Source organism: Mesorhizobium sp. Root157 (genome assembly GCF_001427385.1).
Lineage (GTDB): Bacteria > Pseudomonadota > Alphaproteobacteria > Rhizobiales > Rhizobiaceae > Mesorhizobium.
In genome coordinates this window covers 18781-36808 of record NZ_LMGJ01000009.1, presented here as the reverse complement: position 1 = coordinate 36808, position 18028 = coordinate 18781, and the positions used below count along the sequence as shown (strand labels likewise).

The 18028-nt window shown below is 59.9% G+C and carries 19 protein-coding genes and 1 pseudogene; 8 read left to right on the top strand and 12 right to left on the bottom strand.

Annotated features, from left to right (window positions below):
• The first annotated feature begins 57 nt into the window (after nt 1-57).
• Entirely contained in the window at nt 58-471 is a 414-nt protein-coding gene (locus tag ASD64_RS07600) for an MbcA/ParS/Xre antitoxin family protein (protein WP_056103222.1), read from the top strand.
• Nucleotides 465-1163, top strand: coding sequence for an RES family NAD+ phosphorylase (locus ASD64_RS07595; protein WP_156460059.1), 699 nt, complete (start codon nt 465-467; stop codon nt 1161-1163). The genes ASD64_RS07600 and ASD64_RS07595 overlap by 7 nt, the downstream gene beginning before the upstream one ends.
• Before the next feature lie 400 nt (nt 1164-1563).
• On the opposite strand, the gene ASD64_RS07590 is transcribed toward ASD64_RS07595, so the two are convergent.
• The 8 genes from ASD64_RS07590 to ASD64_RS07555 form a co-directional block, all read right to left on the bottom strand.
• On the bottom strand, nt 1564-2424 hold the full coding sequence (locus ASD64_RS07590; protein ID WP_056103168.1) for an HpcH/HpaI aldolase family protein: 861 nt from the start codon (nt 2422-2424) through the stop codon (nt 1564-1566).
• 3 nt (nt 2425-2427) lie between these two features.
• On the bottom strand, nt 2428-3474 hold the full coding sequence (locus ASD64_RS07585; protein ID WP_056103165.1) for an amidohydrolase family protein: 1047 nt from the start codon (nt 3472-3474) through the stop codon (nt 2428-2430).
• Nucleotides 3475-3518: 44 nt separating this feature from the next.
• Entirely contained in the window at nt 3519-4346 is an 828-nt protein-coding gene (locus tag ASD64_RS07580) for an ABC transporter permease (protein WP_162249059.1), read from the bottom strand.
• Nucleotides 4347-4357: 11 nt separating this feature from the next.
• Nucleotides 4358-5209, bottom strand: a complete 852-nt coding sequence (locus tag ASD64_RS07575; protein ID WP_082549898.1) for an ABC transporter ATP-binding protein — start codon at nt 5207-5209, stop codon at nt 4358-4360.
• Complete coding sequence (locus ASD64_RS07570; RefSeq protein WP_156460058.1) at nt 5206-6090, bottom strand: hypothetical protein; 885 nt, start codon at nt 6088-6090, stop codon at nt 5206-5208. Before ASD64_RS07570 ends, ASD64_RS07575 begins: the two co-directional genes overlap by 4 nt.
• A complete protein-coding gene (locus ASD64_RS07565) occupies nt 6083-6967 on the bottom strand; it encodes an amidohydrolase family protein (RefSeq protein WP_056103158.1) in 885 nt (294 codons plus the stop codon). The genes ASD64_RS07570 and ASD64_RS07565 overlap by 8 nt, the downstream gene beginning before the upstream one ends.
• 27 nt (nt 6968-6994) lie before the next feature.
• On the bottom strand, nt 6995-7888 hold the full coding sequence (locus ASD64_RS07560; RefSeq protein WP_244480735.1) for an ABC transporter substrate-binding protein: 894 nt from the start codon (nt 7886-7888) through the stop codon (nt 6995-6997).
• A gap of 92 nt (nt 7889-7980) precedes the next feature.
• Nucleotides 7981-9129, bottom strand: coding sequence for an ABC transporter substrate-binding protein (locus ASD64_RS07555; protein ID WP_162249058.1), 1149 nt, complete (start codon nt 9127-9129; stop codon nt 7981-7983).
• A 159-nt stretch (nt 9130-9288) separates the two neighbouring features.
• On the opposite strand from ASD64_RS07555, the gene ASD64_RS07550 reads away from it, so the two are divergent.
• Complete coding sequence (locus ASD64_RS07550; protein ID WP_082549896.1) at nt 9289-10509, top strand: LysR family transcriptional regulator; 1221 nt, start codon at nt 9289-9291, stop codon at nt 10507-10509.
• Nucleotides 10510-11455: 946 nt separating this feature from the next.
• Here ASD64_RS07550 and ASD64_RS07545 read toward each other — a convergent pair.
• From ASD64_RS07545 to ASD64_RS07530, 4 genes are all read right to left on the bottom strand, one after another.
• Nucleotides 11456-12895 (bottom strand): sensor histidine kinase, encoded by a 1440-nt coding sequence (locus tag ASD64_RS07545; RefSeq protein ID WP_056103146.1) that lies wholly within the window; start codon nt 12893-12895, stop codon nt 11456-11458.
• A 251-nt stretch (nt 12896-13146) separates the two neighbouring features.
• Nucleotides 13147-13605 (bottom strand): DUF421 domain-containing protein, encoded by a 459-nt coding sequence (locus tag ASD64_RS07540; protein WP_056103144.1) that lies wholly within the window; start codon nt 13603-13605, stop codon nt 13147-13149.
• 188 nt (nt 13606-13793) lie between these two features.
• Entirely contained in the window at nt 13794-14096 is a 303-nt protein-coding gene (locus ASD64_RS07535) for a hypothetical protein (RefSeq protein ID WP_056103141.1), read from the bottom strand.
• Nucleotides 14096-14350 (bottom strand): hypothetical protein, encoded by a 255-nt coding sequence (locus tag ASD64_RS07530; protein WP_156460057.1) that lies wholly within the window; start codon nt 14348-14350, stop codon nt 14096-14098. Before ASD64_RS07530 ends, ASD64_RS07535 begins: the two co-directional genes overlap by 1 nt.
• 161 nt (nt 14351-14511) lie before the next feature.
• Here ASD64_RS07530 and ASD64_RS22000 point away from each other — a divergent pair, with 161 nt between their 5' ends.
• The 5 genes and pseudogenes from ASD64_RS22000 (at nt 14512) to ASD64_RS07510 (ending at nt 18027) form a co-directional block, all read left to right on the top strand.
• Complete coding sequence (locus ASD64_RS22000; protein WP_413813590.1) at nt 14512-14838, top strand: helix-turn-helix domain-containing protein; 327 nt, start codon at nt 14512-14514, stop codon at nt 14836-14838.
• Nucleotides 14751-15665, top strand: a pseudogene (locus tag ASD64_RS07525) (hypothetical protein); the annotation flags it as partial. The gene ASD64_RS22000 and the pseudogene ASD64_RS07525, both read left to right, overlap by 88 nt.
• 251 nt (nt 15666-15916) lie before the next feature.
• Nucleotides 15917-16462 (top strand): DUF488 family protein, encoded by a 546-nt coding sequence (locus tag ASD64_RS07520; protein ID WP_056103217.1) that lies wholly within the window; start codon nt 15917-15919, stop codon nt 16460-16462.
• Between the two features lie 646 nt (nt 16463-17108).
• The gene (locus ASD64_RS07515) at nt 17109-17309 is read left to right on the top strand and encodes a hypothetical protein (protein ID WP_056103130.1); all 201 of its coding nucleotides are present in this window, start codon (nt 17109-17111) and stop codon (nt 17307-17309) included.
• A gap of 193 nt (nt 17310-17502) precedes the next feature.
• The gene (locus ASD64_RS07510) at nt 17503-18027 is read left to right on the top strand and encodes a ferritin-like domain-containing protein (protein WP_056103212.1); all 525 of its coding nucleotides are present in this window, start codon (nt 17503-17505) and stop codon (nt 18025-18027) included.
• Nucleotide 18028 lies beyond the last annotated feature (1 nt).

Sequence of the window (18028 nt, the reverse complement as noted above, 5' to 3'; positions counted from 1 at the left end):
ACGACATTTGCCAAATGGCAGTAATGTGCTATGTATCTGCCACAAAGGGACAATTCCATGCAGTTCCAACACGTTCTGGCCACTCCAGCTCGAGCGGCCAATCCAACGATCTCCGACGACGAGGCGGGCGCGCTGGCGCGCACGACGGTGAACCTATTCAAGGCGTGGGGCGTGACTGACGCGGAAGCATGCACTCTCCTTGGCGGCATGTCTGCCCGCACGTGGGCACGCTGGAAGGACGGCGCGCACGGGAGGATCGACCGTGATCTCCGGACACGGATGGCCCACTTGATGGGCATTCATAAGGGCCTGCGCTATCTCTTCAAGGATGCAGGCCGTGGGTATGCTTGGGTAAGGAAGTCGAATAGAGCTTTTGGCGGCCAGTCGGCTCTTCAACTGATGCTGCGAGGCGAAATCTCCGACATCTCAGCGATTCGCGAATGGCTCGACGCGGAGCGCGGCGCTTGGTGAGCAGGTTGGCGGTGCGGCGCCGAACCCGTTGGCCGCAGACCTACCGTATCATCCGGTCCATCCATCCGCCGATCGATCTTTTCGAAGACATTGCCGATCCCAGGGACTGGGAGGCGCTCGTGTCCGTCGAGGCAAAGACGAACCCACGCATCAGGCTCGAGGTGGGCGACCTCGGCAAGGTTCCAGCTACCCGACGGGTCGCGGGACCCGGCGCCAGCTACGTTATGGCTCCCTTCGTGCACTGCTCGCCGCTCCGGCCCGGGCGGTTTACCGATGGCAGCTATGGCGTCTACTACGCTGGCAACAGCGAAAACGTCGCGCTGGCCGAAACCATCCACCACCACCAGAGGTTCATGGGCGCCACGAAAGAGGATCCCGGGTGGACCTCGGACTTCCGGGTCCTGATCGGGAGCGTGGACCGCAATCTTGACGACGTCAACGCCGTCTCTGGAGTCCTTCACCCGGACGACTACTCAGCTTCGCAGGCCGAAGGCCGGCGCCTGAAGGCGGCCGGAAGCGACGGATTGATCTGGAACAGCGTGAGGTTCCCCGGCGGAAGCTGCATAGGCGCCTTCTGGCCCGACGTTGTCAGCATCCCGGCACAGGGGCGGTATTATTGTTACCACTGGGACGGCTCCCGCGTGGACTTCGTCCGTCAATACGACACGGGAGTCGTGCTTGCGGTTACCTGAGAGGCGCTATCACGCATTACGAACCTCTTTGATGCGATTTATCCCTCAGTCAAAACCGCACGATTGCGACCCGACCGCTTGGCCTGATACATCGCTTTGTCGGCAACCTCGACGAGGCTAAAGAAAAGCCCCTCGGGATCGGGCATGCGCGTTGCTCCGCCGCCGTTGATCTCCCGACCGTCGCTGGGTCGCGGCAACCAAACCCAATGACTCGCAGAGCACACCGGCAGATAAACGCCGCAGGCGCGATGCAGGAATGACTGGCGCAGGCGCGATTAATACTGTCCGCGCCATGACCCGCCCGGCCGGGACGAGAATGAAAACGGCTACTTTCGCTCCGGTGCGGTCATCCTACACTCACAACAGTTCCCTCAATGAAAGCGTTTGATAGTTCCAGACCCTAAGATGCAGTTCCCGCAATGGTACGAAGGTGCGCAAGACCCGAATAGTCCCGCGGCGCAGCACACATCATGAAGCGATACCCTTCCTGTGCAAGTCGCTCGGTATTCTTTCGCCCCGCATGAGGGTGGCCAACGACGACACCTTCTTCACGGCAAGTCGCCACAATTTCAGCCATGGCCTCAAGAACCGCCGGGTGCTCAGTCTGGCGAGGATATCCCAATTCCTGGCTGAGATCGCCTTCACCGATGAGGACGACGCCGATGCCAGGAACGTTTCGCAATATGTCGCGCAGATTGGAAATGCCCGTTGTGTCCTCAATCTGGATGACCACCAGGATTTCACCTTCGGGAGCCAGCGGCCAGACATCGGCCTTTCGGTAGTAGTCCTGCTGCGACAGCCCCCAGTAGCGCGCCGCCTGGGCTGGCCCGTCACCGCGAATCCCGGCAGGCTCATAGAGTGGCTTGTCCTTCAAGCGCGGATAGCGGCATGCGGAAACGGCGTTGTGGGCTTCATCGACCGTGCTGATATGCGGCCACACTATGCCGTAGCAGCCAAGATCAAGAGCTTGCTTGGCCAGGAACTGGTTGCGCTCGACGCCATTTGCAGGAACACGCGCCAGCGGCGTCACAGCCGGGGCCACCGAAGCCGAGCCCACAATCTGGCCGCGATTGAGCAGATATTGCAGACTGTCGCGCAGGGCGGAAATATCCCATCCTCTGTGCTCGCCTTCGAACACCACGCCGTCATAGCCGGAGTCCTGCAATTCGATGGCCATTTCGATGTTGGTCGGTGCAAACAGCGAGATCGGGGTTTCACCGCGTTCAAGCCGTGAGATGATGCCATTCAATCGATTGGTCATGCTTCAGACTCTTGCAGTATCGGCGGCTGGAGTGGGCGAACGCCGTTTGACCAAGTGCGCCTCAAGACGCGGATAAACTCGCATGGCATTGTCCTCGAATATTTTTTTCCGCTCTGCGGCGCTAAGATGTTCGAGCTGGTCCACATAGCGCTTGGTGTCGTCGAAGTGGTGTCCGGTCTGGGGATCGATGCCTTTGACTGCTCCCAGCATTTCGGATGCAAACAGGATGTTGTCGATCGGTATCACGCGCGTCAGCAGTTCGACCCCAGGCAGGTGATAAACGCAGGTATCGAAGAAGACATTGCGCAATAGATGCTCGTCGAGCAGTGGTCGTTTCATCTGCTGTGCGAGACCCCGATATCGCCCCCAATGATAGGGAACTGCTCCACCACCATGCGGAATGACCAGCTTCAACTGGGGGAAGTCGGCGAACAAGTCAGCTTCAATGAGTTGCATGAATACGGTGGTGTCCGCATTGATGTAGTGCGCCCCGGTTGCATGGAAATTGGGATTGCACGATGACGACACGTGGATCATCGCCGGCATTCGCAGCTCGCACAGCTTCTCGTACAGTGGATACCAGTGGCGATCCGTCAGCGGCGGATCGGTCCAGTGGCCACCCGATGGGTCTGGATTGAGATTGACGCCGACGAAACCGAGTTTCGCCAAACGCTCAACCTCCGGAATGCAATTTGCCGGTGACACGCCCGGATGCTGCGGCAGTTGGCCGACCGGTGCGAAATTGCCGGGCAGCAGAGTTGCGATGCGGTGAATGAGGTTGTTGCTGACCCGGGTCCATTCGATAGAAACGGCTTCGGTGCCGATGTGGTGCGCCATGCCGGAGGCACGCGGAGAGAAGATCGTCAAATCTCCACCCCGGTCGCGCTGCATTTGAAGTTGGGGCTGCACGCTGGCGATGAGTTCATGGTCGGAAATGACCGGTCTCCCAGGCGAAGGGGAACCGGCTTTCAGGGCGGCGAGTTGTTGCTCGCGGAACGTCTTTAGCGCGGCCGGTTCGGTCGTGTAGTGACCGTGGATATCGATAATCATGGCATGTTCCGGATCTGGGTTGCGGAAATGGGTGTCGCTTTCACCTAGTCGCTGTCGGTGAACCGCCAGGGGGCTACCCAGCGCTCGAAGCGCATTGCGATTGCGGTGTAGACCACACCCATCAGCATCAGGGACAGGATCGGCACGAACATCGCGGCCGTCTCGAACTGGTTGCCGTATTTGATAATGAGCGCGCCCAGCCCATTGATGGCCGTGAAGAACTCCGCGACCACCATGCCGATGATGGCGCGACCAACACCAAGGCGGATGCCGGTCATCATGAATGGCACGGCCGCCGGCAGGATGATCTTGAGGAAGATCGTGCGTTCGTTGGCTGCAAAAGCGACGCCCACATCGACCAGATGCGGAGCGACATTCCTGACGCCGCTGGCGGTGTTGATCAGCACCGGAAACACGGCGAGGATGAACACAATGAATAGTTTGGCCTGGAACCCCAGGCCAAACCAGAGAATAACCAGTGGCGTGATGGCAACAAGCGGGGTCGCATAAAGCGCGTTTACCAGCCAGTCGGTGCTGGCATCGACATAGCGGTACCGCCCGATCACCAGGCCAAGAGCGATGCCGACGATACTGGCGAGGACAAAGCCAAGCGTTAGCGTCTTCATGCTCTCAAGGAAGGCGCCGACGAGTTCACCGCTATGGATCATGTCGATCGCCGCGGCCCCGATCTGGGTCGGCCAGGCGATGAAAAGGGGATCTACCTGGCGTCCCAAAACCTCCCATGCCAGCAGGACCGTGAAGATGGAAATCATCCGCACCGCCCAATAGCGGCGAGTGGGTTTGTTGAGGACGAGTTCCTCGACTTCAGTGTCGGGTGCTGTTGCCAGAGTGGCTTCTGTTGTTTGGGTCATGGTGCTCTGCTTCATGTATGAGCCGGCATCGACTGATTGCCGATAAGCTGCCAAATATGCTGGCGAATCTCCTGGAATTCAGGCGAACCGCGCAGGACGGGGAGATCGGGACGTTCGCCGGCAAACGGTACGTCGATGATTTCCTTGACCCGGCCGGGTCGGGCGCCGAGGACCACGATGCGGTTGGACAGATAGATCGCCTCGTCGAGATCGTGCGTCACGAACAGGATGGTGGTTTTTGCGTCTGCCTGGATGCGCAGCAGCTCGCGCTGGAGCACTTCTCGGGTCTGCGCATCAAGGGCGCTGAATGGTTCATCCATCAACAGGATCGATGGATCGATTGCCATTGCGCGGGCCAGGCCGATGCGCTGTTGCATTCCCCCCGAAAGTTCATGCGGATAGCGAGTGGCCGCCTGATCGAGACCAACCAGCCGCAACAACTGCTTGGCGCGCTCGGCCCGAATTTTGGGGTCGACACCCTGGATTTCGAGGCCGAATTCGACATTGCTTTGCGCGGTTCGCCAAGGCAACAAGCTGGCTTGCTGGAAGACGAAGCCACGGTCTCGGCCTGGGCCGGATACGGCGTGTCCGTCAACTTCGATGGCGCCGGCGTCATGCCGCATCAACCCCTGGACGATGCGCAACAAAGTGGTTTTGCCGCAGCCGCTTTCGCCGATCAGCGAGACAATCTCATTCTCCTCGACATCGAAACTGATGTCACGAAGCACATTGAGATGCGTCTGGGTCTTGCCGTCCTCTGAACGGATGCGGAAGGTCTTGCTGACCTTGCGCACGCCAAGCTTGACGCGACGATGGGCGGGGCGGGTACCGACGATTTCTTCGTCGTTTGTCATGATGGTCATGTTAACAGGTCCCGGGTCTTGTCGTGGAAGAGTTCCTCAACCTCAAGGCAACGGGGGATGAGGCCCTGTTGCAGACTATAGCTGATGATCTGTTCGAGCGACTGGCTCATGGTCCTAACACCGAGCGGGTTCATGTCGATCCCGGCCTCGGACACGCCTTTGCCCTGCTGCTTGCTTTGTCGAATGAGTTCGGCGAACGCTTGGACTGCGCCGAGGTCGTTCTCAAGCAACTCTTCGGTCACCACCACCATGTGATTGATGGGCGTGACCTTGCGGTTCGCATACCATGCCTTGGCATCCGCTGCCGGGTCGGCAATCACCGGAACGAGTCGCGGATCATCCGGCAGATCGTTACCGAGGATCGCCGCGTCGATCTCGCCGCTCTGCAGCATGTCGCCAGGCTTGGTACCCTTGCGGGCGCGTATGGCGGATGCAGGGTCGGCGTATTCGCTCACATGGGCGTCTTCGTAGGTGATCCATTTGATAGCATCTAGGTCGACCCCATATTCGCTGGCCAGGATGCCGCGCACCCAGGCCCCCGTCGTCTGCGAAAAGGCCCTGACCCCGACGGTGCGGCCTTTCAGGTCCTGCGGTCTCAGGATGCCATGCTCGCTATTGCAGACGATGCAGCGATGCTGGAAACGCGCCAGCAGCACGATGGGCAGCAGCCAGATCGGCTTGTTGTAGGCGCGGGCCTGCAGATAGGTGACTATCGCCATTTCCGAGAGATCGAAGGCGCTTTCGCGGACCATGGGGCGAAAGGCCTTGCTGACCGGCTTTACGCTTTCGAACGCTAGGGGCGTGTCGCCCAAAGCGGATAACTGCTTTATCGGCGCGGTCAGCGGGTAGTCAGAAAGAACCGCACGAATGGGCTTAGGCATTTTCCACGCTCCTTGTCGCAGATGCATCGGCCAGCACCGGGTAAATGGTCTGGGCGGTCCTGCGGAAAATGCTGGCGCGATCATGGTCTGACAGCATGGACAATCCTATTTCTGCCTTAGCCTTGAGTGCCTTGAGGCCGCCTGCGGAAGCTGGATGGTTCGAGCCCCAGGCGATGCGGCCGGCGCCGAATTTTTCGAGCAGCAACGGGAAAAAGTCCGTGCCGGGGATGCCGGCCTTCGCGAGGGCCTCGAAGGCGCGTACTGTCAATTTCAAGTAGACGCCGGAAAACTCCGCCAGACTGAACAATGCGGATGCGCCGAGCATCGGGGCGCCGTTGTCCAGCACCGGACGGGCCAGATGGTCGAGCACGATGCGGATGTTGGGGAAATGCTCGATGACGCGCCTGAGGTCGGTGATGCCATCCTGGGTCATCTGCATGCATACCGGCAGGCCGATCTCCTCGGCGAACTTCCAGGTAGGATAGGTGCGTTCGTCACGAAACCAGGTCGCCTGGCCGGGCAGGGTGCTGCCGGTTGTGAACAAGCGCAGTCCGCTCATGCCACGGCGCATCCAGCTCTCGATCCGCTCATTGGCGTCGGGAGCCAACACGTCCACAGAACAGACGGCCGTAAAGCGGTCGGGATGTGCCGCAGCCGCGTCGATCACGTAGCTGTTGTCGTGCCCGTAGCAGGTCGAGGCCTGTACGATCGCAGCCTTGCTCACGCCCGCCTCGTCCATGTCCTTGAGAAGCTGCTCGAAAGACACCGGGCGTTCTTCCGACCATGTCGATTGGTGACCACCCAACGGCGCCCGGGGATAGCGCTCGGTATCTGTGGAAATGACATGCGGGTGGATGTCGATAGTATCATACGTCATTGAAAACTCGTGAGTGGGAGCTTGCGGCTAGGCCGTTGGGTCCAGAAAAATCTCTTCCGGGGCGGGGCGCCTGGAAATCAGGCCCTGCTGGTGGGCGTATCCGACCAGTGTATTGATCGTCGCCCGGTTCTTTTCTATGCCGTTCGGCAGCGGGTCGGCCCCGACAAAGGTAGCGATCTTTGCGTATTTCTTTTTATCCAGCACATCGTCCCCGCCATCCCAGAAGGCGGGAAGCCATGCCTGTTTTGCGGCCTCGAACGCCTCATAGAGACGCCTGGCCAGACTCGGATCTGCCGCGAGAACGTCGTCGCGCACAACCAGGCATCCATGGACAGGGTAGATGCCGGTGCGTCTGTACCATTCGGCTTCTAAGCGGGGTGCATCAGCGAACAATTCGCGGTAGGGCTGCGCTTCGGTTTCAGGCGCCTCCCAGCCGACCCCGGGCGCGCCCTTGCGGCCAATCCCGGCACGGCTGGCAAAGCCCGCCTGAATTTCGCCTTCGGCCATGAGCTCACTGATCGAGCGCCCTTGCGGCGCATGAGTGACAGTGGGTGGAAGTTGCAGCGACTGGACGTGCTCTTCGTCGTCCACCACCCATTCGATGCGACTGTTGTCGACGCCGAATTCGTTGGCCAGAATGCCACGTGTCCAAACGCCGGTGGTCACGGAATAGGCGCGGACGCCGACCTTCTTGCCTTCGAGGTCCTTGGGGCCCTCGATGCCGGCGTCATTTCGAACCTGCAGGCCCGAGTGATGGAACCGCCGGCTCATGAAGATCGGTAGCGCCGTAATCGGAACGCCGTGTTCCCGGGCAATGAGATAGGTCGTGGGAGCGAGTTCGCAGATGTCGAACTCCAGCCCACGGACCATTCGGCGGAACGCGGCAATGATGGGGGAAACCTCGACGAATTCCGGCTGCACGCCGGCAATGGCGATTTCGCCACTCTTGAGCGCTGCCGTGCATCCGTAGGTGGCCACCGCGATTTGCAGTGGCCTGGCGTTCCGCGTGCCCATCAGGCGGCCTCGATCAGGGCTACGGCCTTCTTGGCCAATGACAGATCGACGATCTGGTCGAACGACAGGCGTTGCTTCTGGACTTCCAGTTCGAGGTTGAGATCCTGCATGTAGTCGATCTGCTCCTTCGTGATCATAAGATCGGCGGCATAGCTTTGGGTATCGCGCGTAAACTTGATCATCATCCGCCCCTGGGATTCGTCGGCGGCGCCGATCGCGGTCTTGTAGGCAGTCATGAACGCGTCTTCAGCGGAAGGGTCCTCCATCATGAAGCGGTACATCTTGCCGTATGCCGCAAGCACACGAGCAAGGCCGTCCCCCTTCTCGTCAATCGCCTTCTGTCCGGCATACGAACCCTGGTACGGATATTCAGACAGCTCGCTCCAGAAATCTGCGATCGCATGCACGCCGTAATCGGCCTGCTGGTCATAGACATCGACCATGGCCGGACCGGCATCCACCTTGCCGGCGACCACCGCTTTGAACACCGCGCCGCTACTGCCGATATTGACGAATTGCACCTCGGACGGATCGATACCATGCTTGCGAAGCAGCGCGATCATCATCTGGTGTAGGAGTGCCCCGATAGCGCCGGTGCCGACGGTCTTTCCGCGCAAATCTTCAACGGTCTTGATGTCGGGGTTGGAAGTGTAAAGCGCCTGCGCGATCAAGCGGTTGGCTCCAGCGACGAGCTTGAGCTTGGCTCCCCGTTCGATGGCGGGAAGGACCTGAGAGAAACCGGACAGCAGGCAGATATCGGCCTGACTGCTGATCAGGCTGCCCATAAGTTTTGTGCCATCACCGACATTTACGGTGTTCGCATTAACGTTGAATTCCTTGAGGTAACCGAGTTGATCCAGCAGCGCCTGCAAGACCAGCGTGGCGTTGGAGCCCGTGTTGACGATATTGACCTCGTACGGAAGGTCGGCCAGCGAAGCGCTCCCCGCAGCCATGACCAACCGAGGCGCAGCAGCGCCCACGGCCAATGCGGCACCGCCCGCAAAAACCGACCTGCGGGTTACTTTTCTTGTAAACACGTTCATAGTACTCTCCCTTTTTAGGTTAGCTATCGGTCGATGACCGCGCTCGACGCGCGCCATCGGCAGCGATCTCAGATGATCCGAGCCGAGGTCGAACTCACCTGCCAAGCTAATAACTTTACTGGACACACCACATTGCATTCGCGATGGGCTGTCGGCTCCTCCGAGACGGATATTGCTGTATGCAGCGACCCCAGAGCAAATTGATACTGAGGCCCATGCTATTGGTTTATGTTACATTGCGGTCAAAATGGATAAGGCTGTTCGATGATCCGGCTCCGACATCTCCGCGCTTTTGAAGCGATTGCATCTCTGGGCAGCATAAGTGCCGCCGCAGACGTTATTCACTTGTCGCAACCGGCACTTAGCCAAGCGGTGGCGAAGCTTGAAGCGGCTTTCGGGGCGGACCTGCTGCAGCGCACGCCGACCGGCAGCTTCCTCACGGCGGAGGGAAAAATTTTGCTGGTGCGTGTGCAACGGGCGCTTCGACGGATCGAGGAAGCCGTTCAGGAAGCCGCCGAATTCGGCCGTTCCAGCGCGCCCCCGGGCCCGGTCTCTGTGCGCAATGTGACATGGACGCAAATCCAGTCTCTGCTTGCAGTGGACGAGCACGGTTCATTCACCGCCGCCGCCCAGGCCTTAGGAACGTCGCAGAGCGCTATCAATCGCAGTGTACGCGAACTCGAAACGAACCTGCGCCGGACACTCTTCGTGCGCACGGCGAGCGGCAAAACCTGCAATCGGGTGGGCGCGCGGCTGGCCCGCCAGCTTCGTCTTGCCAGGCAGGAAATCCGCTATGGGGAGGATGAATTGGCGACCGCCCGCGGCGAAATGCATGGCTCGGTGCGAATAGGCATCCTTCCACTCGGTGCCTCGCAATTGCTGTCCCGCGCGTTGTCCAGGCTGGCCGAAGACTACCCGCTCATGCGCGCGACAATTCTCGAAAGCCCTTATGAAGCCCTCTATGCGTGGCTGACATCCGGGCATATCGACATAATCATCGGGACGCTCCGGCCCGTAACGCCGGGCCCAGAGATTATGGAATATCCGCTGTTCAACGACCCCTACTGCCTGGTCGCACGCCGAAACCACCCCTTGAGCGCAAAGCAGACGATCACTTTAAAGGATCTCGCAGGCTGTGAGTGGATATTGCCGCGCCCCGACACACCAAGGCGCAAGGCGCTCGATACTCTGCTCGCGGAAGTGAAGGTACACCGGACCAACATCGAAACCAGCTCAATGGTGACGACGCGTGACCTGCTGATCAACAGCGACCGCATTACCCTGCTGTCGAAGGACCAGGTGCTGTTCGAGGAACAATTGGGCCTATTTTTGAGCTTGCCGCTCAAACTCCCCAATGCTCACCGTGTCATCGGCTATACGACGCGTTCCGATTGGCTCCCCACCGAACTGCAACGTGCTTTCACGTCAAGGTTGGTCGATCTTGCGCAAATGCAGAAAATTAAAGGCAACGCCGATTCCCACTAAAGCCAAACAGGCCTCGCAGCCATGGCGCGTCGTGCCCTAAAACGACGCACCAACCGCAACCGGATGACCGCTGCGGTCGCCAACCTTCCCAACAGCAGATTGCAGCAATGACGCGACTGACAACTACAGATTTGCTGCGCTTGCGCGCGTCTTCAGATCGCGGCCCCCCGCACGAAGCATGTCTTCCAAGCTAAACACGGATGCACCGTCGGCAAAATCCCTTGAATCGCGGATCTGTTCCGCATATGCGGCGCTGTCCCCATCAGCGCGCAGCTCTGGCTGACGTCATGCTGGGAGCACCAGATGGATATCGCTCACACCGCCGGTGAACTGGCCCGTAAGGCGGGAGTGTCTACTGCAACAGCTGCACGGCTAATTCGTAGCGCTTGGATTTTCGTCTTGTCCCGCCGCAAAACGCCAGATACGCGAGGCCGCTCATTGGGGCTCGCCTCAGGGTGGTGCGGATTGACACCGCCCAGAATTCGCCAGAGGCTCTGGTCGCGCATGCAAACGGCGCTAGCCAAGAGGCGATGAGCGGGGAAAAGCCATTGAGGGTCGGCCGGCGCGGAGAGGATCACCCGGCCTGCACAAGCGCTAGCGCGGAAGGCCAGGACACCCGCGGGACGCGCTTGCGTCCAGCCCTCGACGGTGGGGGGGCATGCAAGGCCCCTACAAACGGGAAAAGCCGCAAGGCACCGCTGCCGACTTCAGTCGGCCCTGCGCGAGGGAAGATCGTACCGTATGGTCGAAACGCGCCTGTCGCGTGGTTTCGGGATGCTGAGGGTCTGGGAGGTCGTTGAAGGCGACCCGTTCGACCTGGAGGGGGCCGCATCACCTCATCGAGAGGAGAGGGCGTGGCATGCCGGACAGGCATGCTGGTCAGGGCCCGCGTAGGCTTGCGCCGGACGGGATTGCCGGGCCGGCGATTTTCTCGCTTCCGGCCCTTCTACCGGTCGAATTCCATCTCACAGACAACCCCTTCGGGCTTGAAGTCCAGCACGACCTGGGTCAGTTCTGCGGTTAGTGCCCGCTCGATGAGACGGGTGCCAAATCCCCGGCGTTCGGGTTTCACCACCGTCGGACCGCCACTTTCCTGCCAACGCAGCCGGTTACGCTCGGCATCGAGCCGTTCCCAGACGATATCGAGCGTGCCGTCCGGCACGGACAGGGAACCGTATTTTGTGGCGTTGGTGGCAAGCTCGTGCAGAGCCAGCGCGACGGCGATCGCTTTTTCCGAATCGACGACAATGTCAGGCCCGGAAAGGTGAACCCGTCCCTTTCCCGTGCGGTGCGGCTCCATGGTTCTGGTCACCACTTCGGTGAGGCTGGCGCGTTCCCAGCTTTGCTTGGCCAGTATGTCGTGCGCATTGCCCAGCGCCTGAAGACGCGCGGTGAAAACGTGCTGCTCGTCGTCGGTGACGGAATCGAAAGTCTGCCTGCTGATCGAAGCCGCCAGCGCGAGGCTGTTCTTCACGCGGTGCTTCATCTCGGCGAGGAGGACGTCCTTATATTTCTCCGCCGCCTTTTGCTCGCTGATGTCGCGCGCGATCTTGGAGGCCCCGATGACGCGGCCTTTCTGATCGGCGATCGGAGAGATGCTGAGCGATACATCGACAAGGCTCCCGTCCTTCCGCTGCCGCACCGTCTCGAAGTGGTCGATGCGCTCTCCGCGTCTAAGGCGCTGCAAAATGCCCGATTCCTCGTCCTGCCGGTCCGGGGGCATCAGGATGGTCACTGACTTTCCGATAACCTCCTGTCCGGAGTAGAGAAACAGACGTTCTGCGCCGGCATTCCAGCTGGTGATGACGCCGTTCAGGTCTTTGGAAACGATGGCATCGTCCGAGGAATCGACGATAGCGGCCAGCCTTTGCGTGGCCAGCTCCGCCGCCTTGCGCCCAGTGATGTCTACGAGCATGTTTATCGCGCCTATCACCTCTCCCGAGGGGCCGAAAAAGGGCGTCGGATACGCAAGGAACGGCACCCGCGTGCCGTCGGGACGCTCGGCGATGGCTTCCATGCCATGGATCGCCCGGCCTTCCTTCAAGGCCATAGCCATCGGACATTCGCCATGCGGCAGGAAAGTCCCGTCGGGCCAATAAAGCTTCCAGGAACCGCACCATTCATCGGTCCCGAGTGTCGGATGATGCCCCCAGAGCAGCGCGGCCGCCTCGTTGTAGAAGGTGATGTGGCCGGCCGCGTCCGTCGTGTAGAGTGCGGCGGGCAAAGCTGCGAGCAGGTACTGAAACGAGCCAATATCTTCAGGGTTCGCCGCTCGGGAAGCGGGCGAGGAGATGCCGTCGGCGACGGGGACGCCGGTCAACCGTTCAAATTCCCGGATCGCTGCCGCTTCCTGAAAAGCCGCGGTGCTCAAGTCGGCGCTCGACATCGCAAATCACCCTCGAAGAAATGGTTCCGACTTCAAGTGAATAGTGACAATCGCGGCGGACGACAAGGAGGACCGGCAAAAGACAAGGTTGCCGCTCGGGACGTGTCGCCCGATGCGGCAAAAGTCTGGGAACGAGACAACGGGCGCCGGACCGAAGCCAAATTGAGGCGTTGCGGGATTGTAATGTTCAGGTGGCATGGAGCGTCGCGGCCCGCAGGAAGCGATCGTTCGCCGGTACGCCAGGGCGCCGGTCATTTTTTGACTGCGCTCACGCGCCCGTCGCTTTCCACATGGGCAACTTTCACCGCGGAGACGTCATCGACGCCATCCATGCGGAGGTTTCCTTTCAATTCATCCTCTGTAAGCAATTCCTTTTTCAGGTTTTCCGGGATGATCTGGCCGTCCTTGATAACGAGAAGCGGCTTCTGCTCGAGCAAACGTCTGATGACGGGGAAATGATAGGACAATTTATTGGTCATGTAGTTCAGCCCGACGAAAACCCCGATCTGGACCGCGCCATCGGTCAACGTCGAAAATTCTCCGAGGGAATGCGAGGCCGACTCGGTGATCAGGAGCAGAAAGACCAGGTCCATCGGGGACAACTCGCCGCCGGTGCGCCGCGGCAGGACGCGGAAAATGAACATGAACCCGAGGAAAAGAAAGACCCCTCTAGCAATGAGTTCTGCCAGCGGCGTTTCGAGTTCAAACATGGCATATCCTTTCGCAAGCGTTATGGCGCACCCATAACGGAAGCCAGGACGGCCGAAATCGTTCCCTGGAGCAGGAGGAGACCGCCGGCCTCTGCGCCGGCCGGCCGAAACACGACGGCCGCGTGGTTCGGGCGCATGCGCCTAGAGCCCGGCGCGGCCGCCGCCGGGACGCGCCGGCGTGGGAACCGTCAGCAATCGGGCTGACGAACGGGGGAGAGACGATCAAACGACCCGCGCGCAGGCTCGCTAGCAGTTGAAAGCGTGGGAGACCGGCGGCAGCGCCTAAAACCATGGGCAAGCGGGGTGCGGTCGTCGCCGACACGCGCCGTAGCCCCGATGTTCGACAGCGAGCACGGGGAAACCGAATTGTCGCAGGAGACAAGATCGGCGCGCAGGCAGTTGAAGGCGCTGAACACCGGCGCGCCGGCGTCGCAGCGCGATTTGAGCGAGCCGTAGGCGCTGAAGTAGCAGGCGCTGCCTTCGACGATCATCAGCTCGCCGAGCGCGGCCTGGGCATGGACATGCCAGTTTTGGTGTCGCGCTTCAGAGTTTCCGACGCGGCGAGCGCGCCTAAGAAAATCTGCACTTCGCCCTTGTTCATGATCGCCGTGCGGATCAGCGGCGTGCGCTGCACGACGGCGAGCGGGCGATTGTCCAGCTCCGGCGCGGCCGGTTCCGGCTGAGGATCCGTGGCGGCGCGCGGCGTGTGAAACACCGGCGGCGAACGCGGCTGCGCCGGAGCCACCACCAGCGCGCCAGAAAGCCCGCGCCGATGAGCGCATATGTCAGGATTTCGGGATAGGCTTGCACAAAGGCGGCCAGTTCACGCGCGGCAACCGCGGTGAAACCGCAAGCAGGTTCCATAATTAAGCTTATGCGACTTTTAGGTATTGCCGCAAAGTAGAAATGTCCTGTTTCTGCAAAATAGAAATGTCGCTCTTGCCGACCAGGCGCAGGGTTCCTGCCCACCTCGAACGCATGGGAGACGGTGGATTGGGACTTGTTTTGATGAGCGAGCGCGAGCTGCAACGCATCGAGGTGTTGTCGAAGGTTTTGGAGCGGCGCATGACCGTTGTCTCGGCCGCGCATGTCCTGGACATGACGACGCGCCAAGTACAGCGTCTGCTGAAGGCGTTTCTGGCTGAAGGCGCGGCAGCCCGGTGGCGTTCTATTCCGACAAACATACGGTGTTTCGTGTCGCCAAGAAGGATGCCAAAGCCGGCCGGGGCATGACCCAGTTCGGCCGTGCTCTTGCCGAACTCAACATCGAGATCCTGTGCGCCAACTCGAGCCAGGCCAAAGGCCGGGTTAGAAAGGGTCAATCGGACGCTTCAGGACAGGCTTGTGAAGGAACTGCGCCTCGCCGGCATATCGGGCATCGAAGCGGCCAATGCGTTCCTGCCGGCGTTTACGTCCACTTCAACCAGAGGTTCGCCAAGGTCCCTACCCGACCGGACGACCTGCATCGCGCATTGAATGTTGCGCCGGATCGGCTGCGTGACGTGCTGTGCAAGCGGGAGCAACGTTATGTCGGCCAGCAATTGTCCTTCTCCTACGAACGCGGCAAATCATGCTTGAGAAGAACGAGCTTTCGTGCGGCCTGGTCGGCAAGTACGTCGATATCTACGAGTTCGCCGACGGTCGGCTGGACATCCGATGGAGAGCGCGTTCCCTACCTTACACCGTCTTTGACAAAGCAGCGCGTCACGCACACGGCGATCACCGAGAACAAGCGGCTCGGTGAGGTGCTGACCTGGATCAAGGCTCAGCAGGATGAGGCGCGACCTCCTCCGAAGATCAGGACCAACAGCGAGCAGAGCGCCTACAAGAAGCGCGGAACGAAGCCGGGCCGCAGGACGAATTTCATGAACGATCCTGCTGTAATCGCAAGACGAGACAGGCTTTGGCAAGTTTGGCCGCGGCCGAGTGAAGCGGCTCTCAAAGCTAAAACCACGGAGTTGCCTGGATCGCACCCGATCGGGCTGCGTAACCCCGACCAGCTGTCGCCCGATCGGGCGCTCACGTCGGCGTCAGGACGCGCCTCACTGTCGCATTTCTAACTTGCTGCTTTCTAACTTGCTGCTTTCTAACTTGCTGCGCCCTGCCCTCTGAAGCACCCGATGCGACATTTCTACTTTGCAGGACCGGCGACATTTCTACTTCGTCGCCACATTAGGAACCTAGCTGTCTGATCCCGGCATTTGATGTGCATCATTTGCGGGGGAAGCCGATCAAACGAATATAATCGTCATTTTAATGCAACTTAATTGCGTTATAACGGTTTATCGCACGTGACTGCAAAGGAGTGGAATTGAGCCTTCCTTTCTACACTATCGGCCATTCATCCCGCCCGCTCACGGCCTTCGTAGGACTGCTGCGGGCCGCGGGGGTCGCGTGGGTCGCGGATATCAGAACCGTCCCGAAGTCACGTACCAATCCGCAGTACAACAAGGAAACGCTGCTTGAAAGTCTGGCCGCGTTCCAGGTTACCTACGCCCATATTGCCGAACTGGGCGGGCTACGCGGCAAGACCCAGGAGGTCGCGCCCAACGTGAATGGCTTTTGGGAAAACCAGAGCTTCCACAATTATGCCGACTACGCTGCGTTTTCGAAAAGCTTTCGGAGCGGTCTCGACCGGTTGATTGCGCTCGGACGCGAGCGGCGATGTGCGATGATGTGTTCCGAGGCCGTCTGGTGGCGCTGCCACCGGCGCATCGTCGCCGATCATCTCATCGCCCGCGGCGAGACCGTTTTTCATTTGATGGGAGCCCACAGGATAGAGCCGGCGCGCCTCGCCAAAGGCGCGCAAATCCAGCCCTCCGGCATCGTGGTGTACCCGGCGCAAAACCTCGGCTGACGCGCGCGCCCGCGCAGACCAGCGTCTTTCATTCGCGCCCCGCGCCGGCGAGCGCTTTCATTTTTCTCTTCCTCGTGGTCCAGGGCATCGCACAGGCCAGAGCGGCGAATCCTTCCAACTGGCCTGAAACGCTGTCGCTCCCCCGTGTCATAAAGTTGCCGCTGCTGCAAAGCAGCGCAACCATTCCGGTGCTAGGCGCTTGTTAAGCGCATGTCACCTTAACTGGCCAGCCGCAACCGATTCGTCTGACTTTCGTTGAATGGGACACCACATCGCTCGGGGCAACAAAAATGAGAACCTTTATCTACGGTGTTGGCGTGGGAATCGCCCTATCATTCGCAGTGGTGTTTGCCCTCACATCTACCCCATCAAAGATCGTCGAAAATGCCGGCAGCACGATTATCGTGGAACAATAAACGGCCCCCTCAGACGCCAACCGGGGGTACTATTCAATTCTCCCCTCCTTCGCTTCGCGACCGGCTACGACCACCCTCTTGACGTTTCCTGCAAGCAGTAGGTCGAGCGGTGGCCGGAGCGCGCGTTCTAAGCTCGTTATTTCGGCTTAATCTGAGAACCCGGCGGGCGACCGCCGGGTGTTCTTTTTTAGCATTGAACGGTTCAAACCAACGCAGTTGAGAGCAGACGGATGGCGGTCGACGAGGACAGTATATTAGCCATCGAACTCGCCTATATGGCTGAGCATCCGGAACTATTCACGAAAAAGGAGATGGCGGCGATGCTTGCGACAGCGTCCGTGGCGATCGCGAATCTTCGAATGCATTTCGCCCCTCGCATCGATCTTGAAGACACTAAGGCGGAAGGGTACCGCGTAGGGCTGCGCAGTTAGAAGTTTGAACCGCCTAACTGACAAGCACGTCGGCGTCATCGCATATGGAGCCCGGAGGCCCGACATCGAAGAGCGTGGCCGCCGCAGCGCTGTCGTGCAGGTCGGGGACTAGATTTCAACAGAAGGGGAACTAGCCGCCGGCTTGCGGATTATGAGTCCTTGAGGGGGCTCACCTCAACAGACGGAGATGAAGATGGCGACCAATAGGAGTTCGAAGGCATCCACCAAGGGTCTCGAAGACCTTTTTTTGGACGGGTTGAAGGATATTTATTACGCCGAGAAGAAAATTCTGAAGGCCTTGCCAAAGATGATCAAAGGCGCTGAGTCTCAGGAAGTGTCGGCTGCCTTTGAGAAGCATCTTAGGGAGACGGAAGGTCAAGTCGATCGCTTGGAGCAGGTCTTCGAGATGCTTGAAAAGCCCGCCCGTGGCAAAACGTGTCCGGCAATCGACGGAATTATCGAGGAAGGCTCGGAGATTCTCGAGGAATATAAGGGCGCCCCCGCGGTCGACGCCGGACTGGTAGCTGCTGCCCAGGCGGTCGAGCATTACGAGATTGCCCGATACGGAACGCTTATCGCTTGGGCTAAAGAGCTTGGCATGAGTGACGCTGTCGTTCTGCTGAAAGCCACGCTGGAAGAAGAGTCTGGTACCGACGAAGCGCTCAGCGCGCTCGGGCAAGGCGGCATTAACGAGCGGGCAATGGCAGAAGCCGCGTAGC